Consider the following 19,550-nt stretch of genomic DNA (forward strand, 5'->3'; position numbering starts at 1 on the left):
GGAGCTTCCTTCATGTTCACTCCGCGTCGTCTGCTTGTTGTTGCTACCGCCGTAGCCCTGTTGTCTGGCTGCGCTTCACCTAACCCTTATGACGGCAGCCAGGGACAGGCCAGCAATGGTTCCGAAAGCGGCATGAGCAAAACCGCCAAGTACGGCGGCCTCGGTGCGCTGGCTGGCGCATTGGCCGGTGCGGCCATCGGCCATGACAACCGTGGCAAGGGCGCGCTGATTGGCGCAGTGGTTGCGGGTGCCGGTGCGGCAGGCTATGGCTACTACGCCGACCAGCAAGAGAAAAAACTGCGTGAAAGCATGGCCAACACCGGGGTTGAGGTGCAGCGCCAGGGTGACCAGATCAAGCTGATCATGCCCGGCAACATTACCTTCGCCACCAACTCGGACGCGATCTCCAGCAGCTTCTACCAGCCGCTGAACAACCTGGCCAACTCCCTCAAGCAGTTCAACCAGAACACCATCCAGATTGTTGGCTACACCGACAGCACCGGTAGCCGCCAGCTGAACATGGACCTGTCCCAGCGTCGTGCGCAGAGCGTGGCCAACTACCTGACCTCCCAGGGTGTCAACGGTGCCAACCTGAGCGCACGCGGTGCCGGCCCGGATAACCCGATTGCCAGCAACGCCGACGTTAATGGCCGTGCCCAGAACCGTCGTGTCGAAGTTAACCTCGGCCCGATTCCTGGCCAGCAATACGGCCAGCCTGGCCAGCAGCAGGCGCCACAGCAGAACAATCAGTTCCAGGGCAATCCGTACCAGCAATACCAGTAAAACCTAGGCATTAAAAAGGGCGCCGTGCAGTCAATGCACGGCGCCCTTTTTTATGGCCTCGATCTACATCAGTCGATGTATTCGAACACCTTGACGATCTTCTGTACGCCCGACACGCCTTGCACCAGGTTGGCGGCGCGGGTGGCTTCTGCCTGGGTCAGCAGGCCCATCATGTAGACGATGCCGTTATCGGTGACGATCTTGATCCGCGAACCTGGCACCGCACTGTCGGTGAGCATCTGGGCCTTGATCTTGGTGGTCAGCAAGGCATCGTTGCTGATGGCCAGCAGGGTGATGGGGTCCATGACCTGCAGTTCGTTGTGGACCTTCTTGACGCGTTGCACGCCGGCAGCGGCTTGCTCGGCCTGGGCCTTGAGATCGGCGCGGGGCGTTTGGCCTGCCAGCAGGACCACGCCGTTGAAGCTGGTCACCACGATGCGCGAGGCACCGTTGCCCAGATCGGTAGCAGCCTTGGCGACGTTGACTTTGACCTTGGTTTCGATCAGCGAATCATCAATGGTGCTGCCGAAGGTGCGCGTGCCCCGGTCGTCCTGGATAGGGGTGTCCCGTGTAGCGGTGATAGCCGAGCTGCAGCCGCTGATGGCGACGCACAGCGTAATGGCTAAAAGACTGAGGCGATTAACGGTCATTCTTCACTCCCGAACAGTTGGCTGTCGATCAGATCGCACAGGCAGTGGATCGCCAGCAGATGAACTTCTTGGATACGTGCAGTGACATTGGCCGGGACGCGAATCTCCACGTCCTCTGGCAGCAGCAGTGAAGCCATGCCGCCGCCGTCGCGACCGGTCAAGGCTACGACAATCATTTCGCGATCATGTGCGGCCTGGATCGCTTGAATAATATTCGCCGAGTTGCCGCTGGTGGAAATCGCCAGCAATACATCGCCCGGCTGGCCGAGGGCGCGGATTTGCTTGGAGAAGATTTCGTTGTAGCTGTAGTCGTTGGCGATCGAGGTGATCGTCGACGAGTCGGTGGTCAACGCAATGGCCGGCAGGCTCGGGCGCTCACGTTCGAAACGGTTGAGCAGCTCGGAGGAAAAATGCTGGGCATCGCCGGCCGAACCACCGTTGCCGCACGAAAGCATTTTGCCTTCGTTGAGCAAGGCATTGACCATGACCTGACTGGCTTGCTCGATGTGCGGTGCAAGTACGTCCATCGCCTGTTGCTTGGTGTCGATGCTGGCCTGGAAAAGCTGGCGAATTCGGGATTGCATGTCCATCTGTGTGACCTTAAGTAGCGCGGCTGTTTGGCACAGGTAATGTGCAGCCCGCAATGCAAAGAGCAAAAGTGAGTGGTGAAGGTGCCCGGCGAATCAGCTGTCGAAGGCATTTTTAAGCCAGGTCAGATCAGCTGTGCCTGACGGGGTGCTTTCCATGGCAACCACATCGAAACGGCAGGGGCGGTCAGCCCAGCGATGCTCTTTTTGCAGGAAAAACTGCGCAGCGAGTATCAGCTTTTGACGCTTGCGCTCGTCGATACTGGCGAGCGCGCCACCCCATTGTGCGTGTTTTCTGTAGCGGACTTCGACGAATACTACTGTATCGCCGTCAAGCATGACCAGATCAAGCTCGCCGCGTTTACATAACCAGTTCTGCGCCAGAAGGCGCAGACCCTGTTGTTGCAGGTAATCGAGAGCATGCAGTTCGGCATCCTTGCCGCTTTGTGCGCTGGACCGCTGGGGCATCAGCGCGGGGTATCGGGCAGGCGCTGTATTTCGCCGCCGACGAACTTCGCCCAAGGCATCTGGCGGTCCACGCGCTGGTTGGCGCTGATGCCCAGGTTGCCCGAGAGACCGTCGACACGGGTGTCAGGCAGTGCCTTGAGCTGGCCCAGGCGTGGTGCCAGGCGATAGGCATCGACGCCCATTGCGTAGAGGCGACCCAGGCTACCATTGGCTTGCGGCCATTGCGCCGCAACCTGGTTGCGCAGTGGGTCGGTGGTGTCAAGCAACCAAGGGGTTTCGCAGAACATCACGTTGGTCATGTCCAGGTACTGGTTACGGTCACCGCTGGCACTGAACACGTGGGAGGTTGCGTACACCGGCACATCGCCGGCGTATTGGAAGTTCAGGGTCGGCTTGATCTGCTGGGCCAGTTGCGGCGTGACGGCCAGGAAGATGAACTCGATGTCCTGGCGACGCGATGGCTGGGCGGCAACGTCGGTGCCGACCGTGCTTTGCAGGCTCTTGGCGCGGCCTTCGCTCTTGCGCAGCTGGAACAGATCGGCGATCTGCTGGGCCAGGGCCACAGGCTGATCGACATACTCGACGCCCATGACGGTGCCGCCATTGGCTTCCCAATCCTGGCGGAACGCCTTGTACACGCGCTCACCCCATTCGCCACGGGGCACCATGGCGGCGGCGCGGTGCAGGCCGTCGGCACGGGCACGGCGCGACACTTCGCGGGCTTCGTCTTCAGCGGCCAGGCCGAACTGGAACAACTGCGCCGGGCCTTGATCGGTCTCGCTATAGTTCAGGGCGAGGGTGGTGATCGGCAACTGCGGGCGTGCGCTGAGTTGCTTGACCAGCGGTTTTTCCAGCGGGCCGACTACCAGTTGCACGCCGGCGGCCTGGGCCTTGGCATAGAAGTCGTCGAGGGAGGCCAGGCGCGAGCTGTCATAGAACTCGATGACCGGTGGCTTCTGCCCGGCTTGCTCAGCCTGGTAGTGAGCCGCCATGAAGCCTTCGCGCAGCGCTTTGCCCACAGTCGCCAGCGGGCCTTCCTGCGGCAGCAGCAGGGCGATCTTGTTCAGGGGCTGGCTGGCCAGTTCCTTGAGCTTGGTCAGCGGCGCAGGCAGTTGCACTGCCGCCGGGTGGCCCGGGTTCTGTGCGCGCCAGGTGTCGATGGCGGCTTGTTGTTGCTCCAGCGTACCGGCGCCCTTGACCGCCTGGGCCAGGGTGATCCAGCCATCGAGTGTCGGGTTGCCAGTGGCTTGCAGCTGTTCGGCTGGCAGCGCGGCAATCAATACCCAGATGGCTTCGTGGTTGCTGTTGGCAGCCTCACCCGTCAGCAGGGGCGCCATGGCCACCCGCTCGCGAGCGGCGGCCAGGGTCTGGCCGTCGGCTTCATAGGCACGTGCATGTACGGTACCGGTGCGGATCTGCTGGTCGGTCGGCAGTTCCTTCAGGCTTTGCAGGCTGGGGTGGTTCAACGCTGCCAAGGCCGCCTTGGGCTGGTTGCGCCCCATTGCCAGTTCTGCGGCCAGGGTGCTGGCAAATACTTGCGCGGCTGGCTTCAGGGCATCCAGGGGCACTTGCGCAAGGATCTGCGAGGCGCGGCCGGGATTGTTCTGCTGGTAGGCCAGGTCCGCCGCGCTCAGGCGCAACAACGCGGCTTTTTCTGGCGTCTTGGCGTTCGTCGCCTGTTCGAGCAGTTGCTCGATACTGGCATCGGGCGTGCGTGGCAGTTCGCCAAGACTGGAGGAGGGCGAAATGGCGCAAGCGGCCAGCAAGGCAGCGAGGCAGAGGGCGGAGAGCAGCCGCAGGCAAGCGATCATGTAAGTGTTCCTGATACCGATCAAATTAGCGTGGAAGTGTACCCAAGCACTGGCCCAGGCGCGATGTTCATGGCGTTAAACCGTGGAATTAGGTCGTTCAAATGTTGCGATTAGCTAACGGTGGCTGAAACGGCTTCGGCCGTGATGGCATATTTTCAAGGCGTCTACGCGCTACAATGTGGCTTTTGCCAACCATCGAGGTGTGCGCTTTGACTGCTCCAGGTCCTTTGAATTCCACTGCTGGCTCGCTTTTTGTGGTGGCGACGCCCATTGGCAACCTGGACGACATCAGTGCCCGGGCGCTGAAAGTGTTGCGCGAGGTGAAATTGATCGCGGCAGAAGACACGCGGCACTCCCAACGGTTGATGCAGCATTTTGGTATCAGCACGCCATTAGCGGCCTGCCACGAACACAACGAACGTGAAGAGGGTAGCCGCTTTATCACACGTCTTTTGGCGGGTGATGACCTCGCGCTGATTTCCGACGCGGGCACGCCCCTGATTTCCGATCCTGGTTACCACCTGGTCCGCCAGGCACGCGCCGCTGGTATCAATGTAGTGCCTGTTCCGGGAGCTTGCGCGCTGATTGCCGCATTATCGGCGGCCGGGTTGCCCTCTGACCGTTTTATCTTTGAAGGCTTCCTGCCTGCCAAAGCTGTAGGGCGTCGGGCGCGCCTGCAGGCACTTAAAGAAGAACCGCGCACCTTGATCTTCTATGAGGCCCCACATCGCATCCTTGAATGCCTGCAAGACATGGAGCTGGTGTTCGGCGGCGAGCGCCTGGCATTGTTGGCCCGGGAGTTGACCAAGACCTTTGAAACCCTCAAGGGGCTGCCGCTAGAGGAGTTGCGGGCGTTTGTCGAAGGCGACAGCAATCAGCAGCGCGGCGAGTGTGTGGTGCTGGTAGCGGGCTGGACCGCGCCGGAGAATGAAGATGCGGTGGGCAGCGAGGCCATGCGCGTCCTCGATTTGTTGCTCAAGGAAATGCCACTCAAGCGCGCCGCCGCCCTGGCGGCGGAAATCACCGGCGTGCGCAAGAATGTGTTGTATCAGGTCGCGCTCGATAAGCAGAAGGCCGAATAGTTCCAGGGGCAAACCTGTATTTCGTCTGAGCGTGATGGCAATGCTGCACTTTTAATACTTGTCCTCAAGCCGCCGTGCCGTTAACCTGCGCGGCGGAGAGTCGATTGGACAGTCGCTGCCCTCTATGAAAATTAGGGGGGGGAGGAAAGTCCGGGCTCCATAGGGCGAAGTGCCAGGTAATGCCTGGGAGGCGTGAGCCTACGGAAAGTGCCACAGAAAATAACCGCCTAAGCACTTCGGTGCCGGTAAGGGTGAAAAGGTGCGGTAAGAGCGCACCGCACGACTGGCAACAGTTCGTGGCTAGGTAAACCCCACTTGGAGCAAGACCAAATAGGGTCCCAAGGCGTGGCCCGCGCTGGGACCGGGTAGGTTGCTAAAGATGTCCAGTGATGGCCATCGTAGACGAATGACTGTTCAAGACAGAACCCGGCTTATAGATCGACTCTCCACCTTTTTTCCTTGCGTTCGAATCTCGTGCGCAAAACCGGTAGCAACGCAAGAATCCCTCCCTGCCAAATCATTGGCAGATGCGTCTTCGTAATACCAAAAAAATCTTACTCTTAATAAATTACTTTAACTTTAGGCTCTAGCTCTTTGAGCTATTTGCCGTTATTGAGTCAAAAACCTCGCAAGACTCTCGTTTCTCCTCCTTTTACTCTCCTAAATCTCCGTTCTGTAAGGCTTTTCCTTGAATACGCGCCTTGACGGTGTGGTAGGCGCATTCCTATAGTGTGCGCAAGTGGCGGAAAGTGGCACAAAGTGGGTTTTTTGAACGTAAAACGCTAAAATTTGGAGAAACGCATCTGTGTTTCGCGGAGCTAACGCTATCAGTCTCGATGCAAAAGGCCGTCTCGCCATGCCGAGCCGGTATCGTGACGAGCTCATTTCGCGAAGTTCAGGGCAGTTAATCATCACGATTGACGCCGTTGACCCCTGTTTGTGTGTTTACCCCCTCGATGAGTGGGAGTTGATTGAAACCAAGTTGCGCGCGCTGCCTTCATTGCGTGAAGAAAACCGCCGGCTCCAGCGTTTGCTGATCGGTAATGCCGTCGACCTTGAACTCGATGGCAGCGGTCGTTTCCTGGTGCCGCCGCGACTGCGCGAGTACGCCAGGCTCGACAAGCGCGCAATGCTGGTAGGCCAGCTGAACAAGTTCCAATTGTGGGACGAAGATGCCTGGGATGCTGTGTCTGCAGCGGACCTGGCTGCTATTCAACAACCGGGCGCCATGCCTGATGAACTGCGTGATTTGATCCTGTGACTATTGATAGCGGCTTTAACCACATCACCGTACTGCTTGACGAAGCCGTTGAGGCTCTCGCCGTACGTGCCGATGGCTGCTATGTCGATGGCACATTCGGCAGGGGCGGGCATAGCCGGTTGATACTCAGCCAGCTCGGGTCCGACGGCAAACTCCTCGGGTTCGACAAAGACCCTCAAGCGATTGCCACCGGGCAAGCGCTAGCGGCCGAAGACGGCCGCTTTGTCGTTGTGCAGCGCAGCTTTGCCGAGCTGGGCGCCGAAGTTGCCGAGCGCGGTATGGCGGGCAAGGTGGCCGGGGTTCTGCTCGACCTGGGCGTGTCTTCGCCACAGCTCGACGACCCGGAGCGCGGCTTCAGCTTCATGAACGACGGCCCCCTCGATATGCGCATGGACCCCACTCGTGGGGTCAGTGCCGCACAGTTCATCGCCACCGCGCCGGTGGAAGAAATCGCCCGTGTGTTCAAGGAGTACGGTGAAGAGCGCTTCGCCGGTCGAATGGCGCGCGCCGTGGTCGAGCGCCGCGAAATCCAGCCGTTCGAACGCACCGCTGACCTGGCCGAAGTGCTGAAGGTCGCCAACCCTGCGTGGGAAAAGGGCAAGAACCCGGCCACCCGCGCATTCCAAGGGTTGCGCATTCACGTCAATAACGAATTGGGCGATCTGGAGGCTGGCCTCGAGGCCGCGCTCGACGCTCTGGAAGTGGGCGGTCGCCTGGTGGTGATCAGCTTCCACTCCCTGGAAGACCGCATCGTCAAACTCTTCATGCGTCGTCTGGTCAAGGGCGAGTCCGATAACCTGCCGCGCAACCTGCCGGTGCGTTTCGAAGCCTTCGTGCCAAAAATCAAAATCCATGGCAAAGCGCAGTTCGCTTCCGAAGCCGAACTCAAGGCCAACCCACGTTCCCGTAGCGCCGTCATGCGTGTTGCGGAGAAATTGCGGTGAGCAAGCTTTTCGCCAAGCCCCTCCCGGGCGGCAGCTTCTTTATGTTGCTGCTGTTTGTCGGCGTGCTGGTGTCCGCGATTGCGGTGTCCTACAGCGCCCACTGGAACCGTCAGTTGCTCAATACCCTTTACGGGGAATTGAGCGTGCGTGACAAAGCCCAGGCAGAGTGGGGCCGGTTGATCCTTGAGCAAAGCACCTGGACGGCCCACAGCCGTATTGAAGTGCTGGCTACCGAACAGTTGAAGATGCACATCCCTGGCGCGGCTGAAGTCCGCATGGTGGCGCCATGATGAAACTCGAAGGGGCACTCTACCCATGGCGCTTCCGCCTGATGCTCGGCTTGCTGGCATTGATGGTAGGCGCCATCGTCTGGCGCATCTTCGACCTTCAGGTCGTCGACCGCGACTTCCTGATCGGCCAGGGTGACGCCCGCAGCCTGCGGCACATCCCGATTCCTGCACACCGTGGCCTGATCACCGACCGTAACGGCGAGCCTCTGGCTGTCAGTACCCCGGTGACCACCCTGTGGGCCAACGCCAAAGAGCTGCAAGTTGCCAAGGACAAGTGGCCTGAACTGGCCGCTGCCCTCGGGCAGGACCGCAAGGCCCTGACCGAACGCCTGGAAGCCCAGGCCAATAAAGAGTTCATCTACCTGGTTCGCGGGCTTACCCCTGAGCAAGGCCAGCAAGTGCTCGATCTAAAAATTCCCGGTGTCTACGGCATCGAGGAATTTCGGCGTTTCTACCCGGCCGGTGAAACCACAGCGCACATGGTGGGCTTCACCGACATCGATGACCACGGCCGCGAAGGGGTCGAACTGGCCTATGACGAATGGCTGGCTGGGGTTCCGGGCAAGCGCCAGGTCATCAAGGATCGGCGCGGCAGGCTGATCAAGGATGTCCAGGTCACCAAGAACGCCAAGGCTGGCAAGCCCTTGGCGTTGTCGATTGACCTGCGCCTGCAATACCTGGCCAACCGCGAACTGCGTAACGCGATCATCGAGAACGGCGCCAAGGCCGGTAGCCTGGTGATCATGGATGTGAAGACTGGCGAGATCCTCGCCATGGTCAACCAGCCCACCTACAACCCGAACAACCGTCGCAACCTGCAGCCGGCGATGATGCGTAACCGCGCGATGATCGACGTGTTCGAGCCCGGTTCGACCATGAAAGCCATCTCCATGAGCGCCGCGCTGGAAACTGGCCGCTGGAAACCCAGCGACAAGGTCGAGGTTTACCCAGGCACCTTGCAGTTGGGCAAGTACACCATTCGTGACGTGTCCCGCAGCGAAGGCCCGGTACTGGACCTGACCGGGATCCTGATCAACTCCAGTAACGTCGGCATGAGCAAGGTCGCTTTCGATATCGGCGGCGAGACCATCTATCACCTGGCGCAAAAGATCGGCCTGGGGCAACCCACCGGCCTCGACTTCCCGGGCGAGCGGGTTGGTAACCTGCCGAACTACCGCGAGTGGAGAAAAGCCGAGACTGCCACGCTGTCCTACGGCTACGGCCTGTCGGTGACCGCCATCCAGTTGGCCCACGCGTTCTCGGTATTGGCCAATAACGGCCGTATGGTTCCACTGAGCCTGATCCATGTCGACGAAGCGCCAAAAGCGACCCAAGTGATCCCGGAAAACGTCGCCAAGACCATGCAAGGCATGCTGCAACAAGTGATCGAGGCACCGCGTGGCGTATTCCGCGCCCAGGTACCGGCGTACCACGTTGCTGGCAAGTCCGGTACGGCGCGTAAGACCTCGGTGGGCACCAAGGGCTATGCCGAAAACTCCTACCGTTCGCTGTTCGCCGGCTTCGGCCCGATGAGCGACCCACGCTACGCCATCGTCGTGGTCATCGACGAGCCTAGTAAAGCCGGCTACTTCGGTGGCCTGGTTTCGGCTCCGGTGTTCAGCAAAGTGATGTCCGGCACCCTGCGCTTGATGAATATCTCGCCGGACAACCTGCCGCCGACGCAACAAGCCAACGCTGGTCCACCGGCTACCGCTGTCAAAGCCAATGGAGGGCGCGGCTGATGTCTCTTAGCCTGAACAAGATTTTTGCCCATGCCGGCCACGATCTGCTGATTCGTGAGCTGACCCTGGACAGCCGTAATGTACGCGCCGGTGACCTGTTCCTGGCGGTACCTGGCGGCAAGCTCGATGGCCGTGCGCATATCGCCGATGCCCTGCAACGCGGTGCGGCTGCGGTCGCCTATGAAGTGGAAGGCGCCACCGTGCTGCCGATCACCGATGTGCCGTTGATTCCGGTCAAGGGCCTGGCAACGCAGCTGTCCAACATCGCCGGGCGTTTCTACGGTGACCCGAGCCGCCAACTCAACCTGGTGGGCGTGACTGGCACCAACGGCAAGACCAGCGTGACCCAATTGGTCGCCCAGGCTTTGGACCTGCTGGGTCAGCACTGCGGCATCGTCGGCACCCTGGGCACCGGTTTCTATGGCGCGCTGCAAAGCGGCCTGCACACCACGCCAAACCCGATTGCCGTGCAAGCGACCCTGGCCGACCTGAAAAAGGCCGGCGCCAAGGCGGTAGCCATGGAAGTGTCTTCCCATGGCCTGGACCAAGGGCGTGTCACCGCACTGGCCTTTGACGTGGCCGTGATGACCAACCTGTCCCGCGATCACCTCGACTACCACGGGACCATGGAGGCGTACGCCGCCGCCAAGGCCAAGCTGTTTGCCTGGAATGACCTGAAGTGCCGGGTGGTCAACCTTGACGACGCGTTTGGCCGCGAACTGGCGGGCGAAGGCAGCGACGCGCGCCTGATCAGCTATAGCCTGCAAGATGCCAGTGCCTACCTGTATTGCCGCGAAGCCCAATTCAATGATGAAGGCGTGCGTGCCACATTGGTGACGCCGCAGGGCGAACACCACTTGCGCAGCACCTTGCTCGGGCGGTTCAACCTGAGCAACGTGCTCGCCGCTATCGGTGCACTGTTGGGCCTGGACTACGCCCTGGATGAAATCCTGCGGGTACTGCCGAAGCTGGAAGGCCCGGCCGGTCGCATGCAGCGCCTGGGTGGCGGCACGCAACCGCTGGTGGTGGTCGATTACGCCCACACACCGGATGCCTTGGAAAAAGTCCTCGAAGCCCTGCGCCCACATGCCAAAGGCAAACTGCTTTGCCTGTTCGGTTGCGGCGGTGATCGCGATCGCGGCAAGCGCCCGTTGATGGCCGAAATTGTCGAGCGCTTGGCCGATGGCGTACTCGTCACTGACGACAACCCGCGCAGCGAAGACCCGAGCCAGATTTTCGACGACATCCGTGTCGGTTTCAAAGACGCCTCCAAGGTCACTTTTGTGGCTGGTCGCGGTGCCGCCATTGCCCAGTTGATCGCCAGTGCCGGCGCGGACGACGTAGTGGTGCTCGCGGGTAAAGGCCACGAGGACTATCAGGAAATCAACGGTGAGCGCCATGCCTTCTCCGATCTGGTCGAGGCGGATCACGCCCTGACCGCCTGGGAGGTCGCCCATGCTTAAAGCGATGAGGTTCAGCGAACTGGCCCAGGCCCTGTCGGCCCGTGTGCTGTCCAGCGACTGCACATTCACCGGCGTCAGTATCGACAGTCGTAACATCCAGCCGGGGCAGCTATTTGTCGCTCTGGCCGGCCCGCGTTTCGATGGTCACGACTACCTCAACGACGTTGCCGCCAAAGGTGCCGTCGGTGCCTTGGTGCAGCGTGAAGTGGCAGACTCTGCCTTGCCGCAATTGCTGGTAGCCGACACCCGCCTGGCCCTGGGCCAACTGGGTGCGCTTAACCGTGCCGCTTTTGATAAGCCGGTGGCGGCCATTACCGGTTCCAGCGGCAAGACCACGGTCAAGGAACTGCTCGCCGGCGTCTTGCGTACGCGCGGGCCGGTACTCGCGACCCGTGGCAACCTGAACAATGATTTTGGCGCACCGCTGACCCTGCTCGAACTGGCCCCGGAACACACTGCAGCAGTGATCGAGCTGGGCGCTTCGCGCATCGGCGAAATCGCCTACACCGTAGCGCTGACCCAGCCTCACGTGGCAATTATCAACAATGCCGGTACCGCCCACGTCGGCGAGTTCGGTGGCCCGGAAAAGATCGTCGAAGCCAAGGGCGAAATCCTTGAGGGGCTCGACGCTTCGGGTACTGCGGTACTGAACCTGGATGACAAGGCCTTCGATACCTGGCGTGTACGCGCCGCCGGTCGCAAGGTCCTGACGTTTGCAGTGCTGAATGCCGCAGCCGATTTCCACGCCTCCAATATCAATGTCGATGCCCGTGGCTGCCCGTCTTTCACGTTGCACACCCCGCAAGGTGACGAACACGTGCAGTTGAGCCTGCTGGGCAACCACAACGTCGCCAACGCCTTGGCCGCCGCCGCTGCCGCCCATGCCTTGGGTGTGTCGCTGTTCGGTATTGCTACAGGCCTGGGCGCGGTGCAGCCGGTCAAGGGGCGCACCGTGGCGCAACTGGCTGGCAACGGCATGCGCGTGATTGACGACACTTACAACGCCAACCCGTCCTCCATCAATGCCGCTGTGGACCTGCTCAAAGGCTTTGATGGGCGCAAGGTGCTGGTGCTGGGCGATATCGGCGAACTGGGCGATTGGGCTGAACAAGGCCACCGTGAAGTCGGCGCCTATGCCGCCGGCAAAGTGGACGCGCTCTACGCCGTTGGCACGAACATGGCCCATGCGGTCAACGCTTTTGGCCCTGGCGCGCGGCATTTCGCGAGCCAGGCCGAACTGATCCAGGCGTTGACGGCGGCTGAACATGACAAACACACAACCATTTTGATCAAGGGATCGCGCAGCGCGGTGATGGAAAACGTCGTCGCAGCCTTGTGTGGCTCAAGTACGGAGAAACATTAATGCTGCTGCTGCTGGCTGAGTATCTGCAACAGTTCCACAAAGGCTTCGCGGTCTTCCAGTACCTGACCCTGCGCGGGATCCTGGGTGTGCTGACCGCGCTGTCGTTGTCGCTGTTTTTAGGGCCGTGGATGATCCGCACCCTGCAGAACCTGCAAATTGGTCAATCGGTTCGTAACGACGGCCCGCAGTCGCACCTGTCCAAGTCCGGCACGCCAACCATGGGCGGTGCGCTGATCCTGTCGTCCATCGGCATCAGCACCTTGCTCTGGGCCGATCTGCATAACCGCTACGTGTGGGTGGTGCTGCTGGTGACCCTGCTGTTCGGTGCCATCGGCTGGGTGGATGACTACCGCAAAGTGATCGAGAAAAACTCCAAGGGGCTGCCAAGCCGCTGGAAGTATTTCTGGCAGTCGGTGTTCGGCCTGGCCGCCGCGATCTTCCTGTACACCACCGCGCCAAGTGCCGTGGAAACCACCTTGATCATCCCGATGCTCAAGGATGTGAGCATCCCACTGGGTATCGGTTTTGTGGTGCTGACCTACTTCGTGATCGTCGGCTCCAGCAACGCGGTGAACCTGACCGACGGCCTCGACGGCCTGGCGATCATGCCGACGGTGATGGTGGGCGGTGCGCTCGGCATCTTCTGCTACCTCTCGGGTAACGTGAAATTTGCTGAGTACCTGCTGATTCCTTATGTACCGGGCGCCGGTGAGTTGATCGTGTTCTGCGGCGCCTTGATCGGTGCCGGCCTGGGGTTCCTGTGGTTCAACACCTACCCGGCACAAGTCTTCATGGGCGACGTCGGCGCACTGGCGCTGGGCGCAGCCTTGGGCACCATCGCGGTGATCGTTCGCCAGGAAATCGTGCTGTTCATCATGGGCGGTGTGTTCGTGATGGAAACCCTGTCGGTGGTCATCCAGGTGGCGTCCTTCAAGTTGACCGGGCGCCGCGTGTTCCGCATGGCGCCGATTCACCACCACTTTGAACTCAAGGGCTGGCCTGAGCCTCGCGTGATTGTCCGCTTCTGGATCATCACCGTGATTCTGGTACTGGTCGGCCTTGCCACCCTGAAACTGAGGTAGAAACGAGTGTCCCTGATCGCTTCAGACCACTTCCGCATCGTTGTCGGCCTCGGCAAGAGCGGCATGTCCCTGGTTCGCTTCCTGGCGAACCGGGGCACGTCGTTTGCCGTGGCCGATACGCGGGAAAATCCACCGGAGCTGGTCACGCTGCGCCGTGACTACCCGCACGTGGAAGTGCGTTGTGGCGAGCTGGATGTCGAGTTTCTGTGCCGTGCCGACGAGCTCTACGTGAGCCCGGGCCTGGCCCTGGCGACACCGGCCCTGCAAGCGGCTGCGGCCCGTGGCGTGAAGCTGTCTGGCGATATCGACCTGTTCGCACGCAACGCGAAGGCGCCGATCGTGGCCATCAGCGGTTCCAACGCCAAAAGCACCGTCACCACCCTGGTCGGCGAGATGGCGGCGGCGGCGGGCAAGCGTGTGGCCGTCGGCGGCAATCTTGGTGTGCCGGCACTGGACCTGCTCAGCGACGACGTCGAGCTGTATGTGATGGAGTTGTCGAGCTTCCAGCTGGAAACCACCCACGACCTCGGCGCTGAAGTGGCGACGGTATTGAACGTCAGTGAAGACCATATGGACCGCTACAGCGGCCTGCCGGCTTATCACCTGGCCAAGCACCGGATTTTCCGTGGCGCCAGGCAATTTGTAGTCAACCGCCAGGATGCCCTGAGCCGTCCACTGATGGGCGAGGGCATGCCCTGCTGGACCTTCGGCCTGGGCAAACCGGACTTCAAAGGCTTCGGCATTCGTGAAGAGAACGGCGAGAAGTACCTGGCGTTCGAATTCCAGAACCTGATGCCGGTACGCGAACTGAAAATCCGTGGCGCACACAACCAGTCCAATGCCCTGGCGGCCTTGGCGCTCGGTCACGCGGTTGGCCTGCCATTCGACGCCATGCTCGCGAGCCTGCGCACTTTTGCCGGGCTTGAGCATCGCTGCCAGTGGGTGCGCGACCTCAATGACGTCAGCTATTACAACGACTCCAAAGCCACCAACGTCGGTGCAGCCCTGGCGGCCATCGAAGGCCTGGGTGCCGATATCGACGGCAAGCTGGTGCTGATCGCCGGTGGTGATGGCAAGGGTGCCGACTTCAAGGACCTTAAAGCTCCAGTGGCCGCCCACTGCCGCGCCGTGGTGCTGATGGGCCGCGATTCGGACCTGATCGCCGCCGCCCTCGGTGACGCCGTGCCGCAAGTACGCGCGACTTCGCTGGATGACGCCATTGCCCACTGCAAAGCCCTGGCACAGCCGGGTGATGCGGTGCTGCTGTCGCCGGCCTGCGCCAGTTTCGACATGTTCAAGAACTATGAAGAGCGCGGCCAGCTGTTCGCCCGCGCCGTGGAGGCCCTGGCATGAGCCTCGACCTGAAAAACATCATCAAGCCGTACCCGTCGCCGATCATTACCGGGCGCGGTATCGACCTCGACTTCCCGATGCTCGCCGGATGCCTCGCGCTGCTTGGCCTGGGCCTGGTGATGATCACTTCGGCTTCCTCCGAAGTGGCTGCCGTGCAGTCGGGCAACACGCTGTACATGATGATCCGCCACCTGGTGTACCTGGTGATCGGCCTGGGCACCTGCATCGTCACCATGATGATCCCGATTGCCACCTGGCAGCGCCTGGGTTGGCTGATGCTGATCGGTGCGTTCGGCTTGCTGGTCATGGTGATCGTCCCGGGCATTGGCCGCGAGGTGAACGGTTCGATGCGCTGGATCGGCTTCGGCGCGTTCAACGTGCAGCCTTCGGAGATCGCCAAGGTGTTCGTGGTGATCTACCTCGCCGGTTACCTGGTGCGCCGTCAGAAAGAAGTACGCGAAAGCTGGATGGGCTTCTTCAAGCCGTTCATCGTACTGCTGCCCATGGCTGGCCTGTTGCTGATGGAACCCGACTTCGGGGCAACGGTGGTGATGATGGGCGCCGCCGCAGCGATGCTGTTCCTGGGTGGGGTCGGGCTGTTCCGCTTCACCTTGATGGTGGTGCTGGCGGTGGCGGCCGTGACCATCCTGGTGCAGGCGCAACCCTACCGGATGGCCCGTCTGATTACTTTTACTGACCCCTGGTCCGACCAGTTCGGCTCCGGCTACCAGTTGACCCAGGCGCTGATTGCCTTCGGTCGCGGCGAGTGGCTGGGTGTGGGCCTGGGCAATAGTGTGCAGAAACAGTTCTACCTGCCGGAAGCCCACACCGACTTCGTGTTCTCGGTATTGGCCGAAGAGTTGGGTGTGGTGGGTTCGCTGTGTACCGTTGCGTTGTTTGTATTCGTCTGCGTGCGCGCCATGTACATCGGCTTGTGGGCCGAAAGGGCCAAGCAGTTCTTCGCCGCCTACGTTGCCTATGGGTTGGCCTTCCTGTGGATCGGCCAGTTCCTGATCAACATCGGCGTGAACGTCGGCCTGCTGCCGACCAAGGGCCTGACCTTGCCGTTCCTCAGTTACGGCGGCAGTTCGTTGGTGATTTGCTGCGCCTGTCTCGGGTTGTTGCTGCGTATCGAGTGGGAGAGTCGCACTCACCTGGGCAGCGAAGAGATGGAGTTCAGCGAGAGCGACTTCGCCGAGGAGCCGACTCATGGGCGCTAATGTGCTGATCATGGCGGGCGGCACCGGGGGCCATGTATTCCCGGCCCTGGCTTGCGCCCGTGAATTCCAGAACCGTGGCTACACCGTGCACTGGCTGGGTACGCCCCGTGGCATCGAAAACGAATTGGTGCCCAATGCCGGTTTGCCGCTGCATTTGATCAACGTCACCGGGTTGCGCGGCAAGAGCAAGTTGTCATTGCTCAAGGCGCCGTTCGTGTTGCTCAAGGCGGTCATGCAGGCGCGCAAGATCATTCGCGAGTTGAAGCCGGTGTGTGTGCTCGGCTTTGGCGGTTATGTGACCGGCCCTGGTGGCGTTGCGGCGAAGCTCGCGGGCGTGCCGGTGATCGTACACGAACAGAACGCCGTTGCTGGTACTGCCAACCGCCTGCTGGTGCCGTTGGCATCGCGGGTGTGTGAAGCCTTCCCGAATACCTTCGCCGCCTCCGACAAGCTTCGCACCACCGGTAACCCGGTGCGTACCGAACTGTTCATGGCCATTGCGCGTGACGCGCTGGCGGGGCGCAAGGCACACCTGCTGATCCTGGGCGGAAGCCTGGGCGCCGAGCCACTGAACAAATTGCTGCCTGAAGCCGTCGCGCAACTTCCTGAGGACGTGCGCCCGGAGATCTTCCATCAGGCCGGCAAGAACCACGATGAAGTCACCGCCGCGCGTTATCGCGAGGCCGGTGTAGAGGCCAATGTACAGCCCTTCATCAAAGACATGGCCCAAGCCTATGGCTGGGCCGACCTGGTGGTCTGCCGCGCTGGTGCGCTGACCGTCAGTGAACTGGCGGCCGCCGGTCTGCCGTCCTTGCTGGTGCCTTTGCCCCACGCCATCGACGATCACCAGACCCGCAATGCCGAATATTTGGCCGGGGAGGGCGCTGCCTTCCTGCTGCCGCAAAGAACGACTGGCGCCGCCGATTTGGCCGCACGCCTGACCGAGGTTTTGATGCAACCGGAACGACTCAACAGCATGGCGAGCACCGCAAGCCGCCTGGCCAAACCTGACGCAACCCGCACCGTGGTCGATATCTGCCTGGAGGTGGCCCATGGTTGAGAATCAGAAAGCCATGCCGCAACCCGAGATGCGCCGCATCCGTCGTATTCACTTCGTCGGTATCGGTGGCGTGGGCATGTGCGGGATTGCCGAAGTGTTGCTGAACCTGGGCTATCAGGTGTCCGGCTCGGACTTGAAAGAGTCGCCGGTCACCGAGCGCCTGAAGTCCTTTGGCGCACAGATCTTCATCGGCCACCGTGCCGAGAACGCCGCCGAGGCTGACGTGCTGGTGGTGTCCAGCGCCGTGAACACGTCCAACCCGGAAGTGGCCACCGCCCTTGAGCGCCGTATCCCTGTGGTGCCGCGTGCCGAGATGCTCGCCGAGCTGATGCGCTATCGCCACGGCATCGCCGTCGCCGGTACCCATGGCAAGACCACCACCACCAGCCTGATCGCTTCGGTGTTCGCCGCCGGAGGCCTGGACCCGACCTTCGTCATCGGTGGCCGCCTGAATGCAGCTGGCACCAATGCCCAGCTCGGCACCAGCCGCTACCTGATTGCCGAAGCCGATGAAAGTGACGCGAGCTTCCTGCACCTGCAACCGCTGGTCGCCGTCGTCACCAACATCGACGAAGACCACATGGCGACCTACGACGGCGACTTCAACAAATTGAAGAAAACCTTCGTCGACTTCCTGCACAACCTGCCGTTCTATGGGTTGGCGGTGGTGTGCCTGGACGACCCGGTGGTGCGTGAAATCCTGCCCCAGGTCAAACGCCCTACAGTGACCTACGGCTTCAGCGAAGACGCCGACGTGCGCGCAATCAATGTGCGCCAGGAAGGCATGCAAACCTTCTTCACCGTGCTGCGCCCCGATCGCGAGCCGCTGGACGTGTCGGTGAACATGCCGGGCAACCACAACGTGCTGAACTCTCTGGCGACCATCTGCATTGCTACCGATGAAGGCGTCAGCGATGAAGCCATCGTCGAGGGCCTGTCGCGCTTTGCCGGTGTAGGCCGTCGCTTCCAGGTCTACGGCCAACTGCCGGTTGAAGGCGGTGACGTGATGCTGGTGGACGACTACGGCCACCACCCGACCGAAGTTGCGGCCGTGATCAAGGCCGTGCGCGGTGGCTGGCCGGAGCGCCGGCTGGTGATGGTGTACCAGCCGCACCGCTACAGCCGCACCCGCGACCTGTACGACGATTTTGTCAATGTACTGGCCGATGCCAACGTGCTGCTGTTGATGGAAGTCTACCCGGCCGGTGAAGAACCGATCCCGGGCGCTGACAGCCGCAAGCTGTGCAACAGCATCCGCCAGCGCGGCCAGTTGGACCCGATCTACATCGAGCGTGGCGTGGACCTGGCGCCTATCGTCAAGCCGCTGCTGCGTGCCGGTGACATCCTGCTGTGCCAGGGCGCCGGTGATATCGGTGGTCTTGCGCCCAAGTTGCTGGCGAGCCCGCTGTTTGCAGCCGCCAAGGGGAAGTCGAAATGACCACTGATTACGGCTCCCTGTTTTCCACCCTTGCGCCTGCCGACTTCGGTCGCGTGGCCGTGCTGTTCGGCGGCAAGAGCGCCGAGCGCGAAGTGTCGCTCAAGTCCGGCAATGCGGTGCTTGAAGCGCTGCAAAGTGCTGGCGTGAACGCGTTCGGTATCGATGTGGGCGATGATTTCCTCTCCCGCCTGCAGGCCGAAAAGATCGACCGTGCCTTTCTCATTCTTCACGGCCGCGGCGGTGAAGACGGCAGCATGCAGGGCCTGCTCGAATGCGCCGGCATCCCTTACACCGGCAGCGGCATCCTCGCGTCGGCCTTGGCGATGGACAAGTTGCGCACCAAGCAGGTGTGGCACAGCCTGGGCATTCCCACCCCGCGTCACGCCGTACTGTGCAGCGAAGACGATTGTATTTCTGCGGCCAAGGAACTGGGCCTGCCTTTGATCGTCAAACCAGCCCATGAAGGCTCCAGTATCGGCATGGCCAAAGTGAACTCGGCCGCCGAATTGATCGACGCATGGAAAGCGGCAAGTACCTACGATTCGCAAGTGTTGGTGGAACAGTGGATTTCCGGTCCCGAGTACACCATCGCCACCCTGCGTGGCCAGGTATTGCCGCCCATCGCTTTGGGCACACCCCACACTTTTTATGATTACGACGCCAAGTACCTGGCTTCCGATACTCAGTACCGGATCCCGTGTGGCCTCGAAGCAACCAAGGAACAGCAATTGATGGACCTCACGGCGAAAGCCTGTGAGGCGCTGGGTATCGCCGGTTGGGCGCGGGCAGACGTGATGCAGGATGACCAAGGGAACTTCTGGTTCCTTGAAGTCAACACCGCACCGGGCATGACCGACCACAGCCTGGTTCCCATGGCAGCCCGTGCCGCGGGTCTGGATTTCCAGCAGTTAGTGCTGGCGATCCTGGCCGACAGCATTGGGCCAAGAGGCTAA

General features: G+C 61.3%; 18 protein-coding genes and 1 other RNA gene. 15 read left to right on the top strand and 4 right to left on the bottom strand.

Annotated elements, in window-relative coordinates; genetic code table 11:
- Nucleotides 1-12 precede the first annotated feature (12 nt).
- Nucleotides 13-783, top strand: a complete 771-nt coding sequence (locus BUE92_RS13050; RefSeq protein ID WP_073524106.1) for an OmpA family protein — start codon at nucleotides 13-15, stop codon at nucleotides 781-783.
- A 68-nt stretch (nucleotides 784-851) separates the two neighbouring features.
- Here the strand turns inward: BUE92_RS13050 and BUE92_RS13055 are convergent, their stop codons facing one another.
- The 4 genes from BUE92_RS13055 to BUE92_RS13070 form a co-directional block, all read right to left on the bottom strand.
- Complete coding sequence (locus BUE92_RS13055) at nucleotides 852-1,433, bottom strand: BON domain-containing protein (protein ID WP_003188655.1); 582 nt, start codon at nucleotides 1,431-1,433, stop codon at nucleotides 852-854.
- Complete coding sequence (locus BUE92_RS13060; protein WP_007904374.1) at nucleotides 1,430-2,023, bottom strand: phosphoheptose isomerase; 594 nt, start codon at nucleotides 2,021-2,023, stop codon at nucleotides 1,430-1,432. The genes BUE92_RS13055 and BUE92_RS13060 overlap by 4 nt, the downstream gene beginning before the upstream one ends.
- 93 nt (nucleotides 2,024-2,116) lie before the next feature.
- Nucleotides 2,117-2,488 carry a YraN family protein gene (locus tag BUE92_RS13065; RefSeq protein WP_073524108.1) on the bottom strand — a complete coding sequence of 124 codons (372 nt, stop codon included), beginning with the start codon at nucleotides 2,486-2,488 and terminating at the stop codon, nucleotides 2,117-2,119.
- The gene (locus BUE92_RS13070) at nucleotides 2,488-4,299 is read right to left on the bottom strand and encodes a penicillin-binding protein activator (protein ID WP_073524110.1); all 1,812 of its coding nucleotides are present in this window, start codon (nucleotides 4,297-4,299) and stop codon (nucleotides 2,488-2,490) included. The genes BUE92_RS13065 and BUE92_RS13070 overlap by 1 nt, the downstream gene beginning before the upstream one ends.
- Before the next feature lie 176 nt (nucleotides 4,300-4,475).
- Here BUE92_RS13070 and rsmI point away from each other — a divergent pair, with 176 nt between their 5' ends.
- The 14 genes from rsmI (at nucleotide 4,476) to BUE92_RS13140 (ending at nucleotide 19,550) form a co-directional block, all read left to right on the top strand.
- A complete protein-coding gene (gene rsmI / locus BUE92_RS13075; RefSeq protein ID WP_143169975.1) occupies nucleotides 4,476-5,381 on the top strand; it encodes a 16S rRNA (cytidine(1402)-2'-O)-methyltransferase in 906 nt (301 codons plus the stop codon).
- Between the two features lie 96 nt (nucleotides 5,382-5,477).
- An RNA gene (gene rnpB, locus BUE92_RS13080) (RNase P RNA component class A) lies at nucleotides 5,478-5,831 on the top strand.
- A gap of 355 nt (nucleotides 5,832-6,186) precedes the next feature.
- Nucleotides 6,187-6,642, top strand: a complete 456-nt coding sequence (gene mraZ / locus BUE92_RS13085; RefSeq protein WP_004371993.1) for a division/cell wall cluster transcriptional repressor MraZ — start codon at nucleotides 6,187-6,189, stop codon at nucleotides 6,640-6,642.
- On the top strand, nucleotides 6,639-7,586 hold the full coding sequence (gene rsmH, locus BUE92_RS13090; RefSeq protein WP_003188661.1) for a 16S rRNA (cytosine(1402)-N(4))-methyltransferase RsmH: 948 nt from the start codon (nucleotides 6,639-6,641) through the stop codon (nucleotides 7,584-7,586). Before mraZ ends, rsmH begins: the two co-directional genes overlap by 4 nt.
- On the top strand, nucleotides 7,583-7,876 hold the full coding sequence (ftsL, locus tag BUE92_RS13095; RefSeq protein WP_003188663.1) for a cell division protein FtsL: 294 nt from the start codon (nucleotides 7,583-7,585) through the stop codon (nucleotides 7,874-7,876). Before rsmH ends, ftsL begins: the two co-directional genes overlap by 4 nt.
- Nucleotides 7,876-9,618, top strand: coding sequence for a peptidoglycan D,D-transpeptidase FtsI family protein (locus BUE92_RS13100; protein ID WP_178380711.1), 1,743 nt, complete (start codon nucleotides 7,876-7,878; stop codon nucleotides 9,616-9,618). The genes ftsL and BUE92_RS13100 overlap by 1 nt, the downstream gene beginning before the upstream one ends.
- Entirely contained in the window at nucleotides 9,618-11,081 is a 1,464-nt protein-coding gene (locus tag BUE92_RS13105) for a UDP-N-acetylmuramoyl-L-alanyl-D-glutamate--2,6-diaminopimelate ligase (protein ID WP_073524115.1), read from the top strand. The genes BUE92_RS13100 and BUE92_RS13105 overlap by 1 nt, the downstream gene beginning before the upstream one ends.
- A complete protein-coding gene (locus BUE92_RS13110) occupies nucleotides 11,074-12,444 on the top strand; it encodes a UDP-N-acetylmuramoyl-tripeptide--D-alanyl-D-alanine ligase (protein WP_073524117.1) in 1,371 nt (456 codons plus the stop codon). Before BUE92_RS13105 ends, BUE92_RS13110 begins: the two co-directional genes overlap by 8 nt.
- Entirely contained in the window at nucleotides 12,444-13,526 is a 1,083-nt protein-coding gene (gene mraY, locus BUE92_RS13115) for a phospho-N-acetylmuramoyl-pentapeptide-transferase (RefSeq protein WP_073524119.1), read from the top strand. Before BUE92_RS13110 ends, mraY begins: the two co-directional genes overlap by 1 nt.
- 6 nt (nucleotides 13,527-13,532) lie before the next feature.
- The gene (murD, locus tag BUE92_RS13120) at nucleotides 13,533-14,879 is read left to right on the top strand and encodes a UDP-N-acetylmuramoyl-L-alanine--D-glutamate ligase (protein WP_073524121.1); all 1,347 of its coding nucleotides are present in this window, start codon (nucleotides 13,533-13,535) and stop codon (nucleotides 14,877-14,879) included.
- Complete coding sequence (gene ftsW / locus BUE92_RS13125) at nucleotides 14,876-16,099, top strand: putative lipid II flippase FtsW (RefSeq protein WP_073524123.1); 1,224 nt, start codon at nucleotides 14,876-14,878, stop codon at nucleotides 16,097-16,099. Before murD ends, ftsW begins: the two co-directional genes overlap by 4 nt.
- Nucleotides 16,089-17,159, top strand: coding sequence for an undecaprenyldiphospho-muramoylpentapeptide beta-N-acetylglucosaminyltransferase (gene murG, locus BUE92_RS13130; protein ID WP_073524126.1), 1,071 nt, complete (start codon nucleotides 16,089-16,091; stop codon nucleotides 17,157-17,159). The genes ftsW and murG overlap by 11 nt, the downstream gene beginning before the upstream one ends.
- Nucleotides 17,152-18,597: a UDP-N-acetylmuramate--L-alanine ligase gene (gene murC / locus BUE92_RS13135; RefSeq protein WP_020301253.1), complete on the top strand. Its 1,446-nt coding sequence runs from the start codon at nucleotides 17,152-17,154 to the stop codon at nucleotides 18,595-18,597. Before murG ends, murC begins: the two co-directional genes overlap by 8 nt.
- Nucleotides 18,594-19,550, top strand: a complete 957-nt coding sequence (locus tag BUE92_RS13140) for a D-alanine--D-alanine ligase (protein ID WP_073524128.1) — start codon at nucleotides 18,594-18,596, stop codon at nucleotides 19,548-19,550. The genes murC and BUE92_RS13140 overlap by 4 nt, the downstream gene beginning before the upstream one ends.

It is taken from the genome of Pseudomonas fluorescens, assembly GCF_001902145.1.
Lineage (GTDB): Bacteria > Pseudomonadota > Gammaproteobacteria > Pseudomonadales > Pseudomonadaceae > Aquipseudomonas > Aquipseudomonas fluorescens_BV.

Coding starts and splice junctions, on each gene's coding strand:
- BUE92_RS13060 (WP_007904374.1), bottom strand. CDS start 2,023: ATGGACATGCAATCCCGAATTCGCCAGCTTTTCCAGGCCAGCATCGAC.
- mraY (WP_073524119.1), top strand. CDS start 12,444: ATGCTGCTGCTGCTGGCTGAGTATCTGCAACAGTTCCACAAAGGCTTC.
- BUE92_RS13055 (WP_003188655.1), bottom strand. CDS start 1,433: ATGACCGTTAATCGCCTCAGTCTTTTAGCCATTACGCTGTGCGTCGCC.
- murG (WP_073524126.1), top strand. CDS start 16,089: ATGGGCGCTAATGTGCTGATCATGGCGGGCGGCACCGGGGGCCATGTA.
- BUE92_RS13105 (WP_073524115.1), top strand. CDS start 9,618: ATGTCTCTTAGCCTGAACAAGATTTTTGCCCATGCCGGCCACGATCTG.
- BUE92_RS13050 (WP_073524106.1), top strand. CDS start 13: ATGTTCACTCCGCGTCGTCTGCTTGTTGTTGCTACCGCCGTAGCCCTG.
- rsmI (WP_143169975.1), top strand. CDS start 4,476: ATGTGGCTTTTGCCAACCATCGAGGTGTGCGCTTTGACTGCTCCAGGT.
- BUE92_RS13110 (WP_073524117.1), top strand. CDS start 11,074: ATGCTTAAAGCGATGAGGTTCAGCGAACTGGCCCAGGCCCTGTCGGCC.
- BUE92_RS13065 (WP_073524108.1), bottom strand. CDS start 2,488: ATGCCCCAGCGGTCCAGCGCACAAAGCGGCAAGGATGCCGAACTGCAT.
- BUE92_RS13140 (WP_073524128.1), top strand. CDS start 18,594: ATGACCACTGATTACGGCTCCCTGTTTTCCACCCTTGCGCCTGCCGAC.
- BUE92_RS13100 (WP_178380711.1), top strand. CDS start 7,876: ATGAAACTCGAAGGGGCACTCTACCCATGGCGCTTCCGCCTGATGCTC.
- BUE92_RS13070 (WP_073524110.1), bottom strand. CDS start 4,299: ATGATCGCTTGCCTGCGGCTGCTCTCCGCCCTCTGCCTCGCTGCCTTG.
- murC (WP_020301253.1), top strand. CDS start 17,152: ATGGTTGAGAATCAGAAAGCCATGCCGCAACCCGAGATGCGCCGCATC.
- ftsW (WP_073524123.1), top strand. CDS start 14,876: ATGAGCCTCGACCTGAAAAACATCATCAAGCCGTACCCGTCGCCGATC.